Origin of the sequence: Stenotrophomonas sp. Ste86 (assembly GCF_024519465.1) — a bacterium.
Lineage (GTDB): Bacteria > Pseudomonadota > Gammaproteobacteria > Xanthomonadales > Xanthomonadaceae > Stenotrophomonas.
Map to the genome: position 1 here is coordinate 252,752 of NZ_JALJRW010000004.1, position 17,238 is coordinate 269,989.

Below are 17,238 nucleotides of genomic sequence, written 5' to 3' on the forward strand. Positions count from 1 at the left end.
AGGGGGTTCATCGGAGTCTAGCCTGCGCCGAGGCGACCTCGGCGGCGATCTGCGCCTGCAGCGCCGCGGCCTGCTGGTTGTGCCGGGTCTGATCCTGCGCCTGCCGCGCCAGGGCGGCTTGTCTCCACGCCGGCAGCAGCACATCGGCGATGCGCCGGAAGCGCGCCAGCAGCGCGTCGTCCTGCGCCTGCAGCAGCTGCCATTGCCCCCCTTCGCTGCGCTGCAGTGCCGCCAGCCGGCGCAGGTGATCCAGACGCTGGGCGAACACGGCGTGCTGTTCGGTATCGGGCAGGCTGGGCAACTGCAGGCTGCCAGCGTCGATCCAGTGCTCCAGCGCGACGGCGGCCTGTTCGGCGGCCGCGATCGCGCTCTGGCGCTGCATGGCGCGGGCCTGCAGCGCACGTGCGCGGTCTTCGGCCTGCACCAGCAGCACGCCCAGCTGCGGTTGCAGCGCATCGGCATCGCGCTGGCGCTCAACGTCGCGACCCAGCAGCCGTCCCCACCAGCCGGCCCGGCGACGCAGCTGCGCCGGATCGGCCGATTGCAGCGCCAGCGCGATCCGCGCCAGCACCTCGATCAATCCAGCGGCGCTGCCGTCCTCGCTACCGCTGCCCTGCCCCTGCGCATGCCGTGCGATGGCATCGAGCAGCGGCTGCGCATACGCCGCCAATGCCGCCACCGTCCGAGTGTCGCCATCGAGCTGCGCGGGCGCGGGCAAGGGCACGGTCATGCGTGGGCGTCATCCACCGAGGTGTCGTCGCGCGGCGGCACCGCCGATTCGCCGTAAAAGTGGCGCATCAAGGCTTCATCCAGCGCGCGCTCTTCCGGCGTGCTGGCCCGGCGCGGTCGCAGCCGCTGGCGTGGTGCCGGCTCGGCGTCCATCTGCTGGCGTACCCAGCCGGCCAACAGGGCCAGCGTCTCGCCGGTGCGCACCTGCTGTTGGTGCGATTGCCCAAGCAGCTGCAGCAGCGGTGCCAACCCGGCCTGCAGGCCATCGGCGAGCGGTTCGGCCAGCGGCGGCGCGGGGGTGGGTGACGCGGCAGCGACCGGTTCTGCGCGCGCGACTGACAGCCGTTCCAGCGCCGACAGCAACGCCGGCCACGGCGCCGGTTCCACCTCGGCCTGCGGTATCGGCGGCGGCAACTGCAGTGCGCTGGCGATGTCGGCCAACTGCGCCACCATGCGTCCCCCGACGTCGCTGTCGCCGGCCCCCATGGCCTTGTTACGCAGGAAATCGCGCTTGATCTGCTGCCAGCGCGCCAGGTCTTCCCCCTGCAGCAGGCCACGCAGTTCAGCGAGCTTGAGCAGGTTCTCCTCGGCGCCGGTGGTGAGCAGCTGGGCTTCGCCCAGGTAATGATCGGAGACCAGCTGCTGGAGCTCGGCCTCGTTCATCACCGGGGAGATCTTCTCCGACAGCTTGTTCATGTTGCGGTAGCTGCCCTGCAGCCGGAACGGTGGTTCCGTGCGGTAGCGGTCGTCCTGCGCAGCGCTGGCGATGTACTGCTGATTGACCCGGTAGACCACGTCGCGCACGCGCAGCATGCGCTGCAACGTGGCCACGATCTCATTGACCTCCGCGCCACTGTAGGCATGGCTCAGCGCGTTGGTGGATACCTCCTTGCCCATCGCACGTTCCACCAGCAGGTACAGGTCGGCCATGTCACGGGTAGCCAGCGGCGCCAGCACCGGATTGGAAGTGAGGCTGTTTTCGATATAGCTCAGGGTGAAGGCATCTTCCATGCCGCCGAGCACATCGCCGAGGTTGTAGATGTCGGCACGGTTGGCGAGCATGTCTGGAATCTTGAACACCTCGCCGGACTCGGTATACGGGTTGCCGGCCATGACCACGCAGAACTTCTTGCCGCGCATGTCGTAGGTCCGGGTACGCCCGCGCCACACGCCCTCGATGCGGCGGGTGCCGTCGCACAGTGAAATGAACTTCTGCAGGAACTCCGGGTGGGTGTGCTGGATGTCATCGACATACAGCATGGTGTTGTTGCCCATCTCCAGCGCCAGGTTGAGCTTTTCCAGTTCCTGCCGCGAGGTGGCGTCCGGCGCCTGCGCCGAGTCCAGCGAGCGTACCTCGTGGCCGAGCGCCGGGCCGTTGATCTTCATGAAGACCAGGCCAAGCCGGTGCGCCACGTATTCCATCAGCGTGGTTTTGCCGTAGCCCGGCGGGGAGATCATCATCAGCAGCCCCATCAGGTCGCTGCGCTTGTTCTCCCCGACCGTGCCCATCTGCTTGGCTAGGTTGTCGCCGATCACGCCCAGGTAGACATCGTTGATCAGCTTGTTGCGCACGAACGAAGACAACGGCCGTGCCTTGAACTCGGACAGGCGCAGGGTATCTCGTTCGCGCGCGACGATGCGCTGGCGTACCGCCTGGTAGGCGTGGAACGCCGGGACGAACACGTCGTTGTGGTGCTGCAGGCGGGCCAGGAAGTCATCCAGCGACAGGTTCATGCGCCCCTGCACGATGCGCGGATGCTCGCCCAGCAGCCCGTCAACGCTGACCAGCAGGGCCGTCTCGCTGGCGCGGGTGCGCAGTGCCCGCTGGACCAGCAGCAGTGCTGCCGCTTCGTCGGCGTAGCCGGCATGGTCGGTGAAGGCCGCAGTGCGGCACAGCGCGCGCAGCCACTGCCCGGCCAAGGCCAAGCGCGTGGTCAGCCCATCCTGCTCGCGCTGCAGCGCGCGCTCCACGCTTTCGCGTTGGCCCGCGGCCTGCAGCTGCTGCCCGAGCGCCTCCAGCAACGCCAGCGCGTAACGGCTGCTGGCAAAGACCGGCTCGCCGGCAGACAGTTCATCGCCCAGGTACGCCGCCGCGGCGAGGTGCTCGGCAGCGTTGAACGGCAAGCCCTGCTCATCATTGAACGCGGCCAACGCGTGGGCCATCTCCGCACGCAAGGCGAGCTGGCCTTCATCGGACCCGAACAGACGTGCGATCGCGTCTGCGCCGGCCTGCCGTGCCGGCCACTGCGCCACGTCCTCGCGACGCTGCTGCGCCGCCCAGAACAGCATCGCCAGTGCGCGCACGCGTGGGGCATGCCGCAAGGTCCCCGCCGCCTGCTGCAGGGGCAGCAGCGCGCGCAGGATGGTGGCGGCATCGTGGTCGTGGATACCGCGTTCGTAGCCTTCCCGATAACGCGGTGCGGCGAAATCACGCACGCTGCGGTCCAGCGCGTCCGGCTCGGCCGCGCTGTGCTGCAGCGTGGCCAGGTCCAGCCCCTCGCGCCCCTCCATCGCCGCGCGCAACACGCTGCCGGCCAGGTACTCGCCGCGGTACAGCGTGGCCGATTCCGAATCCAGGCTGAGCTGCCAGTACGGCTTGAGTTCGGCCAGTTCCGGGTCGTGCAGGGTCTCCAGGAAATCGGTGCCGGTCAGGTGGATGGCCAGTTCGTCGCCACGCGGCAGGATGGTCAGGTCCAGGGCCTGGGTGTTGACGCTGAAACGATGGCGCGGGCCCAGCCGCACCACGTTGCCACCGGCTTCGAACAGATCGCTGCGGTCGCGCAGCGCGCGCACGGCCTGGTCACGCACACCCTTCAGGCGCGACTCGATGTCGTCGGCCTTGACGCTGTCGCGCAGGCTGCGCAGGCGCTCGGCCAGTTCACGCAGCTTGAGGATCAGCGGATCGCCGGCGAAGAACGCGTTGAGCTCGTCGGTGGTGGCGAAGCGCTCGGTGCGTTTGGCCAGCCCGTCGAGGATGCGGTTGGCCGCGTCCAGCACCGAGCGCGCCTTGCGCTGGCGTTCGTCCTGCAACGCCTGCTTGTGCGCTTCGAAGGCCTCGATCAGTTCTTCGCGTTTGGCCAGGATGTCGCCGAGGAACTGCTCATGCTCACCGAACTGGCTTTCCAGCTCCTCCAGCTGGACCAGCAGGCGCGACATCTGCTCGTCGGCACGCTCCGGATCGGTGGCCATCGCCAGGGCACTGGTGATGGCCTGGGAGAACAGCGCGAACTGCGCGGCGAACTGCGCCACCGCTTCGGCCGAGCCGAGGCTGCGGCGGCGTTGCTCGGCACGTGCACGGGTCTGGTTGAGGCGTGCGTAGATTGCCGAGATCGCCTCGACCACGCGGGTGCGTGCGGTGGCGTCATCGACCTTCAGGCCGGCCATCAGCTCGGACAGCATGTCCAGGTCGGCCGACATCGCGCGCAGCCCGGCCAGCTGCTCATCCAGTACGCGCGCGCTCTCAGCCTGTTGCGCGGCCGCGTCCAGCACCTGCAGGCGTTCGCCCAGCGGCGCCAGCGCGGCGTCGCCGGCGAGGAACTCCCCGGTGGCCGCCCCGATGCTGTCCTGGGCCTGCTGCAGGGCGGCGGTCATCGCATCGATCAGGTCGGTGTCGATGTAGCGGTAATCGCGGATGGTAAGCAGGTGGCCGCGTTGGGCCGAGATCGCATTGAGCGCCTCGACGAAGGCCTGCACCTCCGTCCAGTTCTCCGGCTGCAGGCGCGCGAGCAGGGCCTTCTGCGCACTCTGCGCCTGGGCCATGGCCTGCGCGGACTGCGCACGGATCGACTGCACCTTTTCGTACTCGTCCAGCACCGACTCGCCGGTGCTGCTGACGTCGCGCAGCAGGCTGGCGGCGCCGCTGCACTGTTCATCGTCCAGCCAATGGTGGGCATCGAACAGGCGCCGGGTGTCCTGCACCAGGCGCTGGTAGCGCTGCACCGAGGCGTCCCCGCCCTCGATGGTCCGGGCCAGGTCGAAGAGATTGGAGATGCCGCGCACCAGTTCGGCATTGCCGATGCGGCCCATGAAGGTGTTGCCGGGCGGCCGGCTGGCGGCGAACTCATCGCTGCTGAAGGGCGTCTGCCAGACCTGCATGGCGTGGATCCGGGTGGGCTCGCTGCCCTCGGCGTGGAACAGCACCATGCGCCCATCGTGCATGAACGCGTAGCCGTGGCCGAACACCGGGTTCTGCAGCACGCGCTGGATGGTGTTGTAGACGAACAACGCCGAGCGGCCGCCTTCGCGCTCGTAGAAGATGTACAGCACGTCTTCGCCGTTGGGCGAGCGGATCGCACGCTTGAACTGCATGCCGTCCATCGCCGCGTCGAAGGCCTTGTGCTCGCCGTTCTGCAGGTAATAGCCGCCGGGGAAGATGATGCCGTGGTCTTCAGGCAGCTGCACGCAGGCCTGCACAATGGCATCGTTGCGGGTGATGTTGCCGGTGAGGGTGTTGTAGATCAGGCCGCGCCATACGGTCTCGCGGTACGGCAATACCTTGAGCAGGATCAGCGACCCGACCCGGGCGAAATCGAACTGGGCATCGTCCAGCGACTGGGTGCTGTCCTCGACCGGTTCGCTGTAGACGCCCTGCCCGCTTTCGGTGTTGTTCTCGACCTTGATCGTCAGGTCGCCACCGGTGGTTTCCACGAAGAGGGTGTCGAGGATGTTCAGATGCGCGTGGCGACCGGTGACGGCCATGTCGCGGGTGGCGCGGGTCCACTCGAAATCGAACGGTGGCGGCAGCGCGATATCGCGCTCGCCACGGGCATCGAGGTAGGTCAATTCGCCATCGCGGGCCAGCGCCCAGCGGAACACGCGTACGTCGCTGCTGCGTTCGCCGATCTGGAAGGCGGCGAGCAGCTTGTCGCCGATCACGATCAGCTGCAGCAGGCGCGCGTGCTTGTAGTAGGCGTAGAGCTCGGCGAAATCGTGCACGAAGCCGGGCTGGGCCAGGAAACTGCCCTTGGCCTCCACCGGTACGACGTCGTAGCCGTCGTTGGCCTGCACCAGCCGGTACAGCCCGAACACGTCCTCGACCCGGGTCTGGGTCTTGAGGCCGATGAAGACGTTGTAGCCGAACAGCAGCAGGTCCGGGCCGACCTGGACGATGTCGCGGCCGACGCAGTTGTTCTCGCTGCGGATGCGGAAGCGCCCGGTGACCTCCAGCCGGCTGTCGCCGAACTCGGCCAGGCGCTGCCGGTTCAGGGCATCGGCGACCGTGCGCAGGCGGCTGCCCTGCTCGTCCAGGCGGCGGCGCAGCACTTCATAGGCGCCGCCTTGGGCGACGGCCTGGTCGACGCTGGCGGTGGCGTCCGGCACGGACGGCTCGGGACGGTTGGCGGTATCGGACATCGGCTTCCTTCCGGCTCACGGACAACCGGCCGGGCGAGCCGGCCGGGGATGGCGTGGCGGCGGCATCAACGCCACCGCCGGGGGCGGAGCGCGCCTTCTCGGGCGACGCTCCGATACCGCTGACTCAGCGGGTTTCGACCACGTCTGCGGTCACGACCGTGGGCGTCGCGTCGACCACCTCTTCAGGGATCTGCCGCGGCGCTTGTTCGCGCGGGGTCACGCCGAGGTAGCGCTGCATCAGGTCCTGCACGATCGGGCTCTTGCCGGCCAGGCCTTCGATGGACTTGCCCAGCGAGACGGCCTTGATCAGGTTCTCGAACATGCCGCCGTCGCCGCCGACCAGGTCGATGTCGGCATTGCGCAGCGCGCTGGCGATGACGCCGGCGTTTTCGCGCGAGACTTCCTTGCCGGCTTCGATGGACGCCAGGGCCTGGGTGAGGCTGTTGTCGAGCATCATGCGGAACTCTTCATGACCGCGCGCGGTGTCGCTGAGCGAGGCGATCGCCTCGAACTTGCGGACCAGGCCCTCGGCCTCGGCGAGCAGCTTCTTCTGCACCACGCCGGCTTCGGCGCCACCGAGCGACTCGGTCGCGCTGGCACGGGCGCGGCCCATCTGCTCTTCACCCTGGGCCTGGGCCTGCAGGTTCTCGGCGAGCACGCGGGCCTCGTTGGTGCCCTGCTTGAGGTTGGCATCGGCCTTGGCTTCGATCACGCGGGCCTCGGCGATGCCGACCTTTTCGATGGCCAGTGCCGACGCTTCGCGCACCTGTGCCTCGGCCAGTCCGGGGGCGGCCTGTTCGGCGCGGGTACCGTCGGCCAGCAGGCGCTTGGCTTCGGCCTGCTTGCCGGCCGCCTCGTGCTCGGCCTGGGCCAGCGTGGTGATTTCCACCGCGCGGTGCTTGGCGGCGGTCTCGCCAGCCTGCGCTTCCTTGACCTGGCGCACCAGCAGTTCCTGGGCCTTGCCTTCGGCTTCAAGGATCAGCACCTGCTTCTGGCGGTCGGCCTCGGAAACTTCACGCACTTCCTTGATGCGCTCTTCTTCCTGCGCCACGGTCTTGTCGATGGCGATGCGCTCGCGGGTGATGTTGGCCACGTCCATCTTGCCGGACTCGACCACCTTGTCGCGCTCCACGCCCTGCAGCTGCACTTCGCGCTGGGTGGTGACCTGCTCCAGCTGACGCGCGCGCTCGACCCGCTCGGATTCGATGGCCACCGCGCGCTGGCGGTTCTGCTCGGCCACTTCGACTTCACGCATGCGGTTCTGCTCGCGGATTTCGATCACTTCCTGCGCTTCGATGCGGGCCTGTTCGGACAGCTGGCGCTGTTCTTCCTGGACCTTGGCGGTCTCGGCTTCCTCGCGGGCGCGGATGGTATCGATCTCGCGCTTCTGCCGTGCTTCGGCCTCGGCCTGCTGGCGCTCCAGCGCCAGCAGCGCTTCGCGCGCCTCGACGTTCTTCTTGGTAATGGCCAGCTTTTCGTTCTGTTCGAGCTCGTTGGTCACCACGTTGTGGGTGGCGGTGAGTTCGGTGATCTTGCGGATGCCCTGGGCGTCGAGGATGTTGTTCTGGTCCAGCAGCAGCTTCGGGGTCTGCTCCAGGTAATCGATGGCCACGTCTTCCAGCGCGTAGCCGTTGAGGTCGTTGCCGATCACCGCGATGATCTCGTCGCGGAATTCCTGGCGCTTCTCGAACAGTTCGGTGAACTCGAATTTCTTGCCGACCGTCTTCAGCGCTTCGGAGAACTTGGCGTTGAACAGCTCATCGACCGCGTGCTTGTCCGAGGCGCGATCGGCGCCGATGGCCTTGGCCACGCGCAGCACGTCGGCCTGGGTTTCGTTGACGCGCAGGTAGAAGGCCACGGCGATGTCGGCGCGCATGTTGTCGCGGCAGATCAGGCCTTCCTTGCCGCGGCGGTCGATCTGCAGGGTGATCAGGCTGATCCGCATCAGCTCGGCGCGGTACAACACCGGTATGATCAGCGCACCGGTGAAGTGCACCTTCGGCTGGGAACTCATGTCGTTGACGATCAGGGCCACGCCCTGGTCCACCTTGCGATAGAACGCCTTGAACAGCCCGGCGAGGCCAAGCAGGAGGACCAGCAGGATGCCGACCCCGATCACGAACGGGGCCAAGGTCGCAAAACTCATCGGTGGATCTCCTTATCGCCCGGGATCAGGCTGTCTTGGATGGAAAGCGCGGGGTGGTCGTTTTCACGCACCACCAGGTAATGGTTGTGTTCGGCCACGTAGTCCAGCAGCACCACGCGCTCGCCGCGCGCCAGGGTGGCGCCCTCACGCGAACGCACCTGCAGGATGAGGCCGGCGCCGCCGTCATCGACGTTGGCGTAGCCGCTGCCGGCAGTGACCTGCGGCGAGGCAACCACGCCGACACGGCCCAGCAGCGAGGCCTGCGCGACCGGGCGCAGGCGCAGCAGCAGGCGTCGGATCGGGCGCAGCACGATCACGCTGAGCGGCACGGCGGGAATCAGCGCAAGTACGGCGGTAACGCTGCCCGCCAGCCACCGCAACGGCGTCGGCAATGACTGCAGCAGGAACAGATGCACGAAATAGGTGGCGGTCCACCCGAAGAAGGCCAGCAGCGCGATCACCAGCATCACCGGCGCGCCGCCGAGGCCGAGCCGCGAAAACATGCCGGAGATACCGTGCAGGCCGTCATCGCCCAGGTGTAGGTCCATGCCGTCGTGGGCGATGGCGTCATCGACCATGCCGCACGCGGCCAGCAGCCAGTACAGCACGGCGAACGCCAGCACGATGCTGTAAGGCAGCGTGGGGAACGTCAACGCGACAGTGAGGAACTCGTTCATTCCGTGTCTTCCTTGCGATGGCGGCCGACCTTTCCCCCGGCTGCCTCCTGTGGGCGCGCGCTCCGGCGTGCCCGTCTACGCGCCGTCCCAGCCGCGCCATGTCCTGTCGATGCTACGTGAAATTTGGCGGTGCGCCCATAGCAACGCCGCTACGCGTTGCGCAGCAGGTAAAAAGGGTGTCGGCAAAGGCCCCCGGGCCGACGACAGGTCGGCCGGTACGGCTCAATCAGCTTCGTGGCAGTCCGCGCGGCGGACTTCCTCGACGAACTTGCGCATCTTGTAGCCGTCCTTGATGCCCGGCTCGGACTCGATGCCGCTGGATACGTCCACGCCCCACGGCAGGGTCGCCACGATCGCGTCGAACACGTTGTCCGGGGTGATCCCGCCGGCGAGCAGGAACGGCCGGTGCAGGCCGGTGGGCAGGCGGGTCCAGTCGAAGGCCACGCCCGTACCGCCGCCGCCGCCGGGCGCGTGGCTGTCGAACAGGAAGCCGGCCGCGCTCGGGTAACGCAGTTGCAGCTGGCGCGCGTTGACCTCATCGCGGCCGCCCATCGCCACGGCCTTCAGGTAGGGCATGTTGAAGCTGCGGCAGAACGACTCGTCTTCCTCGCCATGGAACTGCAGCAGGGTCGGACGCACGGTACGCAGCACTTCGCGCACCTCTTCCTTGCTGTTGTCGCGGAACAACGCCACCACATCGACCATCGGCGCGATCGCCTGCCGCATCGCCCGCGCCTCGGCCGGGGCGACCCGGCGCTTGCTCTCACGGGCGAAAATGAAGCCGACCGCGTCCACGCCCAGCTCCCCCGCCAGGCGAACATCGCCAGCGCGGGTCATGCCGCAGAACTTGATACGGGTGCGATAGAAAGAGCGGCTCATAAAGTGACCTCGGCGGGCAGTTGCCAGTTGTCGGGGTACAAGGGTCCAACGAACACCAATCCCTGCGGCGGTGCAGTCGGCCCGGCCACGGTGCGGTCCTGGCCAGCCAGCAGCTCGCCCATCCACGACACCGGTTTGTCCCCGGATCCGACCAGGATCAGTGAACCGACGATATTGCGCACCATGTGATGAAGGAATGCATTGGCCTGAACGCAGACCTCCACCACCTCGTCCTCGCGCCGGACGCTGATCGCCTGCAGCTCGCGGCGGGCATGCAGGGCCTCGCACTGGATGCTGCGGAAGGCGCTGAAGTCGTTTTCGCCCAGCAGCGCCTGCGCCGCCGCATGCATCCGCCCGGCGTCCAGCGGCCGTCGCTCCCAGCTCAGGGTCTGCCGGTGCAGCGCCGGGCGTACCTGGCGGTTGAGCAGGCGGTAGCGGTAGCGCCGGGCCCGCGCTGAGAAACGCGCGTGGAAATCCTCGGCCACCGGCACGCACCAGCGCACCGCGATCGAACGCGGCAGGCGGGTGGTGGTGCCCAAGGTCCATCCGCGTGGATCACGGGCGACGTCGGTGTCGAAGTGCACCACCTGGCATTGCCCATGCACGCCGGCATCGGTACGGCCGGCGCAGGTGACCTTGATCGGGGCGTCGGCCACCGATGACAACGCCTCCTGCAGGCTGGCCTGCACGCTGGGGCAACCGCTTTCGCCCAGCTGCTGCCAGCCCTTGTATTCACTGCCGTCGTACTCCACGCCCAGTGCGTAACGCATGCTCAACCTCTGTTGCATCGGGGACCGGCGCGGGAGCGACCGGTCGTAATCTCAGGCCGGGTCGCGTGCGGCCCACACCGCCAGCGACCTCAACCGGTCGCGCTCATCCCAGCCGCGCCAGCAGCTCGCGCGCCTGCGCCTGGCTGTGCGGATCGGCTGCGGCGACCACGTCCTGCAGCAGGGTGCGCGCGGTTTCGGCATCGCCCAGGTCCAGGTAGGCGATCGCCAGTTCCAGGCGATCGCGACCGGCGGCCGGTACGCCGTGGCTGCTGTCGAGGTCGCTGCCGGTGCCGACGTCGAACGGTGCGAGGGCATCGTGAGCGGTGTCGGTGTCGGTGTCAGGGTGGGTGTCGACACGGGCGTCGGCGGCCGCGTTGCCGTCGTCGGGGAATTCGAACACGCCGCGGAACGCGGGCTGCGCGGCGGCCTCCAGCGCGTGCACCGGCGTCGGATCGACCGGACTATCGAGATCGGCGGCAGCGTAGCTGCGGGGGTCCGGGTCGGTGATGACGTCATCGACGACGGTGATATCGCGGTCCACGCCGTCCACCGTATCAACGGCGGCGGCGCGGTAACCCGGCTCAGGCTCGAGACTGAACACCGGCTCGCGGCGTCCACCATCAAGCACATACCCCGGCGGCGTTGCGTAGTCCTCGGTGACGTCCTCGACCGGATCGGCATCGTGCGGCTCCTGCTGCGCAGCCAGTTCGTCGACGTAATCGGTCGCGGGCACCGCCGCCGCCAAGGCGGTGGCATCCAGTCCGTCGCGACGCAACGGCGGCAAGGGTGACGGCTTGCGGCGACGGGCCACGGCCCAGCCGGCTACGACCAGCAACAGCACCGCCAACCCCAGCCAGTACCAGCCCGCACCGCCGGCCTCGCGCGCAGCCGGGGCCTGGCCCAGGCGCTGCTGGGCCGCGGCCAGGTCGCTGTCCTTCATCGCGATCAGCGACTGCTGCTGCTTCTCCAGTTTTTCGAGTTCGGCCACGCGGCCGCGCAGCTCCTGGATTTCGGCATCGCGGGTGGCGACATCTTCCTTGGCCTGACGCAGTTGTTCGTTGCCCAGCATGTCACCCTCACTACCGGCAGCGGTGCCGGTGGTTGTCCCTGCATTGTTGTCGGTGGCGGCGACCGCCGGGGCGATCTCCAGCCGTGCACCGCCGGCAGCGGCCGGCGCCGTGGCCGGGCCGGGGCTGGCGGCCACGCCGCTGCTGGCCGGCTGCGGGATCGCTGCACGCGACTGGCGCCATTGCGCGGCATGCTCGCGCACGATCGCCGCCGCTTCATTGGCGTCGATCGGCGCGGCGTTGTCACCGGCGGGGCTGCGCAGCACCGCGCCCTGCTTGAGCAGGTTCACGTTGCCACGGATGAAGGCATCGGGATTGGCGCGCAGCAGCGCAATCATCGCCTGGTTGCGGTTGATGCCCTGCCCGCGCGCCACGCTGTCGGCAATCTGCGACAGCGTCTGGCCGCGCTGCACGGTGATGCTGCCATCGGCGGCCACGCTTGCGGGCGCGGGTGCCGGTGCGGGTGCAGGCGCGCGCGGGGCGCTGTTGCGCGGCGGCACCGGCACGGCGCGCGACGGGGTGGGGGCGGCTGCAACCGGTGTGGCCGGCTCAGCCGTCGGCACCGGATCGGGCTCGCGCACGATGGCGTTGGACATCGCGCCGGCCGGGGCGACGATCTCCGGTTCGGCCACGGCCAACGCGCTGTTGGGCGCATCGACCAGGGCGGAGTATTCGCGGACCAGGCGGCCCTGGCCCCAATCGGCTTCGATCAGGAAGTTCAGCGAGGGCGTGGTGACCGGGGCCTGCGTGCTGACCCGCACCACCGCCCGCCCCTGCGCGTTCTGGGTGAGCTCGAACTGCAGCTCACTGACCAGCCCGGCCGGGCGTTCCAGCCCGACCCGCGCGAAGGTGACCGGCGAGGCCAGGGCCACGCGCAGGTTCTGCAGCTCGGCCGGATCGGCCGAAATCACCGGAATTTCGGCCAGCAACGGCTGGCCGGGCTTGGACAGCACCCGGATATCGCCCAGCCCCAGGGCCATGGCGGAGCTACTGGCCAGGGCCAGCAGCAGCGTGGACACATACTTGAGCGGGCGCAATGCGCCCGGAGCCCGGTTGTTCATGGCGGCCAATATAACGGCTCCCCCCGTGATCGGCGATGGTTCAATTGCAGCGGCCGATGGCATCCCCATGCCATCGGCACTGCGCGATCAGCCTTCGGCGGCGACCAGTTCGGCCAACTGCACGGCGTTGAGGGCGGCGCCCTTGCGGATGTTGTCCGACACGATCCACAGGTTCAGGCCGCGCGGGTGCGAGAGATCCTCGCGAATCCGGCCGACATATACCGCATCGTTGCCCGAGGCGTGGGTGACCGGGGTCGGGTAACCGCCGGCTTCGTGCTTGTCGACCACTTCCACGCCGGGCGAGCGCGACAGCAGTTCGCGCGCGGCTTCCGGGGTGACCTTGTCGCGGGTTTCGATGGTGACCGCTTCGGAGTGGCCGTAGAACACCGGCACGCGCACCGCGGTGGGGTTCACCAGGATGCTGTCATCGCCAAGGATCTTGCGGGTTTCCCAGACCAGCTTCATCTCTTCCTTGGTGAAGCCGTTGTCCAGGAAGTCGTCGATGTGCGGGATCAGGTTGAAGGCGATCTGCACCGGGAAGCGCTGCGGGTCGATCTGCTGGAAGCTGAGCAGCTGGCCGGTCTGCTTGCCGAGTTCTTCCAGCGCCGAACGCCCGCCACCGGACACCGACTGGTAGGTGGCCACGTTGATGCGCATGATGCCGTACTGGCGGTGCAGCGGGGCGAGCGCGACCAGCATCTGCATGGTCGAGCAGTTCGGGTTGGCGATGATCCCGCGCGGGCGGTGCTTCAGCGCATCGGGGTTCACTTCGGAGACCACCAGCGGCACGTCATCGTCGTAACGGAACGCCGAGGAGTTGTCGATCACCACCGCACCGGCGGCGGCGAACTTCGGGCCGAACTCCTTGGACACGCTGCCACCTGCGGAGAACAGCGCGATGTCCACGCCGGTCGGGTCGAAGTCGGCCAGGTCCTGGACCTTGATCTTGTCGCCCTGGAAGTCGATTTCGCCACCGGCCGAACGCGAGGACGCGAGCAGGCTCAGCGTGGCGATCGGGAAGTTGCGCTCGGCCAGGATGGCCAGCATGGTTTCGCCGACAGCACCGGTGGCACCGACGACGGCGACGTGGAAACGACGATCTGGATTGTTCATGAGAACCTCTTGTTGGGGTGCCGACCTGCGGTCGGCAGCTACCGTGCTTTGGGGATGTGTACCAACCAACGGTTGATACCTACCGGAATTTGAAAGGGGTGTGCCAACCGACGGTTGGTACCTGCCACGCGCTGGGTTCGGGGAACCTCGCCTGCTGGTCGCGGAGGTTCCCTATCGTTTTGCGTCGTCGATGTTTTTGGCGCCCACGGTCGCGCCGCCGGCAACGGCGGCTTTCACGGCGTCGGCGTTGATCGCGCTCGGCGGGTTGCCGGCATGCGGGCCGAGGCCCAGCGCGGCGGTCAGGTTGTCCACCGCCAGCTGCACCATCGCCCGGCGCGTGGCCCGGCTGGCACTGCCGATATGCGGGGTCAGCACGATGTTGTGCAGGGCCAGCAGTTCCGGGCGTACCGTGGGCTCGCCTTCGAACACGTCCAGCCCGGCCGCTGCCAGGCGACCGTTGGCCAGGGCATTGGCCAGCGCGAGCTCGTCGACGATGCCACCGCGGGCGATGTTGACCAGGGTGGCGCTCGGCTTCATTTTCGCCAGCGCGTCCGCATCGATGATGTGGTGCGAGGAGGCGTTGTAGGGCAGCACCAGTACCAGGTGGTCGACCTGGGTGAGCAGGGTCTCCAGGTCCACGTACTGCGCGCCGACCTCGGCCTCGGTGGCCTCGGGCAGCCGCGAGCGGTTGTGGTACAGCACGCGCATGCCGAAGCCGAGCGCACCGCGCCGGGCGATGCCCTGCCCGATCCGGCCCATGCCCAGGATGCCCAACGTGCTGCCGTGGATGTCGGCGCCGAGCATGGTCTGGAACGACCACTGGCCCCACTGGCCCTCGCGCAGCCAGCGTTCGGACTCGGTGATGCGCCGGGCGGTGGCCATCAGCAGCGCGAAGCCGAGGTCGGCGGTGGTTTCGGTCAACACGTCCGGGGTATTGCTGGCGAGGATACCGGCGGCACTGAGCGCCTCGACATCCAGGTTGTTGTAGCCGACGCCGACGTTGGCGATCGCGCGCAGCTGCGGCGCATTGGCAATCTCGGCCGCGCCGATGCGTTCGTTGAGGGTGATCAGCGCGCCGTCCACGCCTGCCAGCCGCTCGGCCAGCTGCTGCGGCGTGTAGCGGGTGACCTCGGCGGCCATGTCCAGGTCGACATGCTGCCCGAGCTGTTCGACGACGTCATCGAACAGCGGCTGGCTGACCCAGACCCGGGGACGCCGATCAACCATCGACCGTGCCCGGAATGCGCGGGGTGATGTCGCCGACATCGCCACACTGGGCGCGGTGGCGCAGCGCCTGGTCCATCAGCACCAGCGCCATCATCGCCTCGGCGATGGGCGTGGCGCGGATGCCCACGCAGGGATCGTGGCGACCGGTGGTGATCACCTCGACCGCGTTGCCGTCGGCGTCCACGGTCGCGCCGGGCAGGCGCAGGCTGGAGGTCGGCTTGAGCACGATCGAGGCGGTGACCTGCTGGCCGGTGGAGATGCCACCGAGGATGCCACCGGCATGGTTGCTGGCAAAGCCCTCGGGGGTGATCAGGTCGCGGTGTTCGGTGCCCCGCTGGGTGACGCTGGCAAAGCCGTCGCCGATCTCCACGCCCTTGACCGCGTTGATGCTCATCAGCGCGGCGGCCAGTTCGCCGTCTAGCTTGCCGTAGATCGGCTCGCCCCAGCCCGGCGGCACGCCATCGGCGACCACGTTGACGCGCGCGCCAACCGAGTCACCGGACTTGCGCAGCGCATCCATGTAGCTCTCCAGCGCCGGCACCTGTTCGGCGACCGGCCAGAAGAACGGGTTGTCTTCCACCGCCGACCAGTCGTGCCCGGTCGGGGTGATCTCGCCCAGCTGCGAAAGGTAGCCGCGCACGGTCACACCGAAGCGCTGCTGCAGCCACTTCTTGGCAATGACGCCCGCAGCCACGCGCATGGTGGTTTCGCGCGCGGACGAGCGGCCGCCACCGCGCGGGTCGCGGATGCCGTACTTCTGCCAGTAGCTGTAGTCGGCGTGGCCCGGGCGGAACTGCTGGGCGATGTTGGTGTAGTCCTTGCTGCGCTGGTCGGTGTTGCAGATCAGCAGCGCGATCGGGGTGCCGGTGGTACGCCCTTCGTACACGCCGGACAGGATCTCGATATCGTCGGTCTCGCGTCGCGCCGAGGTGTGCCGGCTCTTGCCGGTGGCGCGGCGCTGCAGGTCGTGGGCGAATTCGTCGGCAGTGATGTCCAGCCCCGGCGGGCAGCCATCGATCACGCAGCCGATCGCCGGACCGTGCGATTCGCCGAAGGTGGTGACGGTCAGCAGTCTGCCGAAGCTGTTGGAACTCACGGCCGCTGCGCTGCCAGTTCGGTGATGCGGGCGCTGTGGGCGATCAGTTCACGGCATTCGACGGCGAAGATGCCCATCTGGCCAACCTTGAATTCGACCCAGGCAAAATCGACTTCCGGCAGCAGCTTGATCAGGTGCTGCTCGGATTCGCCCACTTCGCAGATCAGCAGACCGTCTTCGCTGAGGTGCAGCGGGGCGTCGCGCAGGATCTTGAGCACCAGGTCCAGGCCATCATCACCCGCACGCAGGCCCATTTCCGGCTCGTAGGAGTATTCCTTCGGCAGGGCATCGGTTTCGTCATTGGTGACGTAGGGCGGGTTGGTGACGATGAGGTCGTAATGGCGGCCGGTGAGGCCGTTGAACAGGTCGGACTTGAGCAGGGTGACGTTGTGCGCCTGCAGGCGTTCCTTGTTCTCATGCGCCAGCGCCAGGGCGTCGTCGCTGAGGTCCACGCCGTCCACTTCCCAGTTGGGGTAGTAGTGGCCCATGGCGATGGCGATGCAGCCCGAGCCGGTGCACAGGTCGAGGGCGCGATGGACATCGCGGCCGGCGAGCCACGGCTCGAAACCGGTTTCGATGAGTTCGGCGATGGGCGAGCGCGGCACGAGGGCGCGGCTGTCGCTCTTGAAGCTGAGGCCGGCGAACCAGGCTTCACCGGTGAGGTAGGCGGCCGGGAGGCGTTCGGTGATGCGGCGTTCGAACAGGGCCAGGACCTCGGCCTTCTCCGGGGTGGTCACGCGCGCGGCGCCGTAGGCCGGGCCGAGGTCGTGCGGCAGGTGCAGGCTGTGCAGGACCAGCTGGGTGGCTTCGTCCAGGGCGTTGTCGTAGCTGTGCCCGAAGGTCAGCCCGGCGGCGTTGAAACGGCTGGTGCCGTAGCGGATCAGGTCGATGATCGTATGGAGTTCGGCGGCCGTTTCGGCAGTCATGGCAAGGCAACAGACAAAGTGGCCCCCGATTATAGGCGACCCCATGCCCCCCGGCATCCGTTGCAGTCGAAAGTGGTTGTGTTGGGGGTTGGGGCATTGGAGACCTGAAGCAGGGTCAAGGTCAACGTCCACGGCGGTGCCGTGTTGTCTGCTGGCCGGGTCGGTGGGGGTGGGTTGGCGGGGCACGCTGCAAGT

Annotated in this window: 11 protein-coding genes; all 11 read right to left on the reverse strand. The window is 68.1% G+C overall.

Annotated elements, in window-relative coordinates; genetic code table 11:
- Window positions 1-7 precede the first annotated feature (7 nt).
- On the reverse strand, window positions 8-730 hold the full coding sequence (locus tag NR101_RS06420; protein ID WP_256774623.1) for a hypothetical protein: 723 nt from the start codon (window positions 728-730) through the stop codon (window positions 8-10).
- Entirely contained in the window at window positions 727-6,081 is a 5,355-nt protein-coding gene (locus NR101_RS06425; protein WP_256774622.1) for a DNA repair ATPase, read from the reverse strand. Before NR101_RS06425 ends, NR101_RS06420 begins: the two co-directional genes overlap by 4 nt.
- 124 nt (window positions 6,082-6,205) lie before the next feature.
- Window positions 6,206-8,227: a hypothetical protein gene (locus NR101_RS06430; RefSeq protein WP_256774621.1), complete on the reverse strand. Its 2,022-nt coding sequence runs from the start codon at window positions 8,225-8,227 to the stop codon at window positions 6,206-6,208.
- Window positions 8,224-8,904 (reverse strand): hypothetical protein, encoded by a 681-nt coding sequence (locus tag NR101_RS06435; protein ID WP_256774620.1) that lies wholly within the window; start codon window positions 8,902-8,904, stop codon window positions 8,224-8,226. Before NR101_RS06435 ends, NR101_RS06430 begins: the two co-directional genes overlap by 4 nt.
- 222 nt (window positions 8,905-9,126) lie before the next feature.
- Window positions 9,127-9,783 (reverse strand): phosphoribosylanthranilate isomerase, encoded by a 657-nt coding sequence (locus tag NR101_RS06440; protein ID WP_256774619.1) that lies wholly within the window; start codon window positions 9,781-9,783, stop codon window positions 9,127-9,129.
- On the reverse strand, window positions 9,780-10,553 hold the full coding sequence (truA, locus tag NR101_RS06445) for a tRNA pseudouridine(38-40) synthase TruA (protein WP_256774618.1): 774 nt from the start codon (window positions 10,551-10,553) through the stop codon (window positions 9,780-9,782). Before truA ends, NR101_RS06440 begins: the two co-directional genes overlap by 4 nt.
- Window positions 10,554-10,656: 103 nt before the next feature.
- A complete protein-coding gene (locus NR101_RS06450) occupies window positions 10,657-12,681 on the reverse strand; it encodes a FimV/HubP family polar landmark protein (protein WP_256774617.1) in 2,025 nt (674 codons plus the stop codon).
- Window positions 12,682-12,768: 87 nt separating this feature from the next.
- On the reverse strand, window positions 12,769-13,794 hold the full coding sequence (locus NR101_RS06455) for an aspartate-semialdehyde dehydrogenase (protein ID WP_256774616.1): 1,026 nt from the start codon (window positions 13,792-13,794) through the stop codon (window positions 12,769-12,771).
- A gap of 171 nt (window positions 13,795-13,965) precedes the next feature.
- Entirely contained in the window at window positions 13,966-15,021 is a 1,056-nt protein-coding gene (locus NR101_RS06460; RefSeq protein WP_256774615.1) for a D-glycerate dehydrogenase, read from the reverse strand.
- Window positions 15,014-16,117, reverse strand: a complete 1,104-nt coding sequence (gene aroC / locus NR101_RS06465) for a chorismate synthase (protein ID WP_256774614.1) — start codon at window positions 16,115-16,117, stop codon at window positions 15,014-15,016. Before aroC ends, NR101_RS06460 begins: the two co-directional genes overlap by 8 nt.
- A complete protein-coding gene (prmB, locus tag NR101_RS06470) occupies window positions 16,114-17,043 on the reverse strand; it encodes a 50S ribosomal protein L3 N(5)-glutamine methyltransferase (protein ID WP_256774613.1) in 930 nt (309 codons plus the stop codon). Before prmB ends, aroC begins: the two co-directional genes overlap by 4 nt.
- Window positions 17,044-17,238 lie beyond the last annotated feature (195 nt).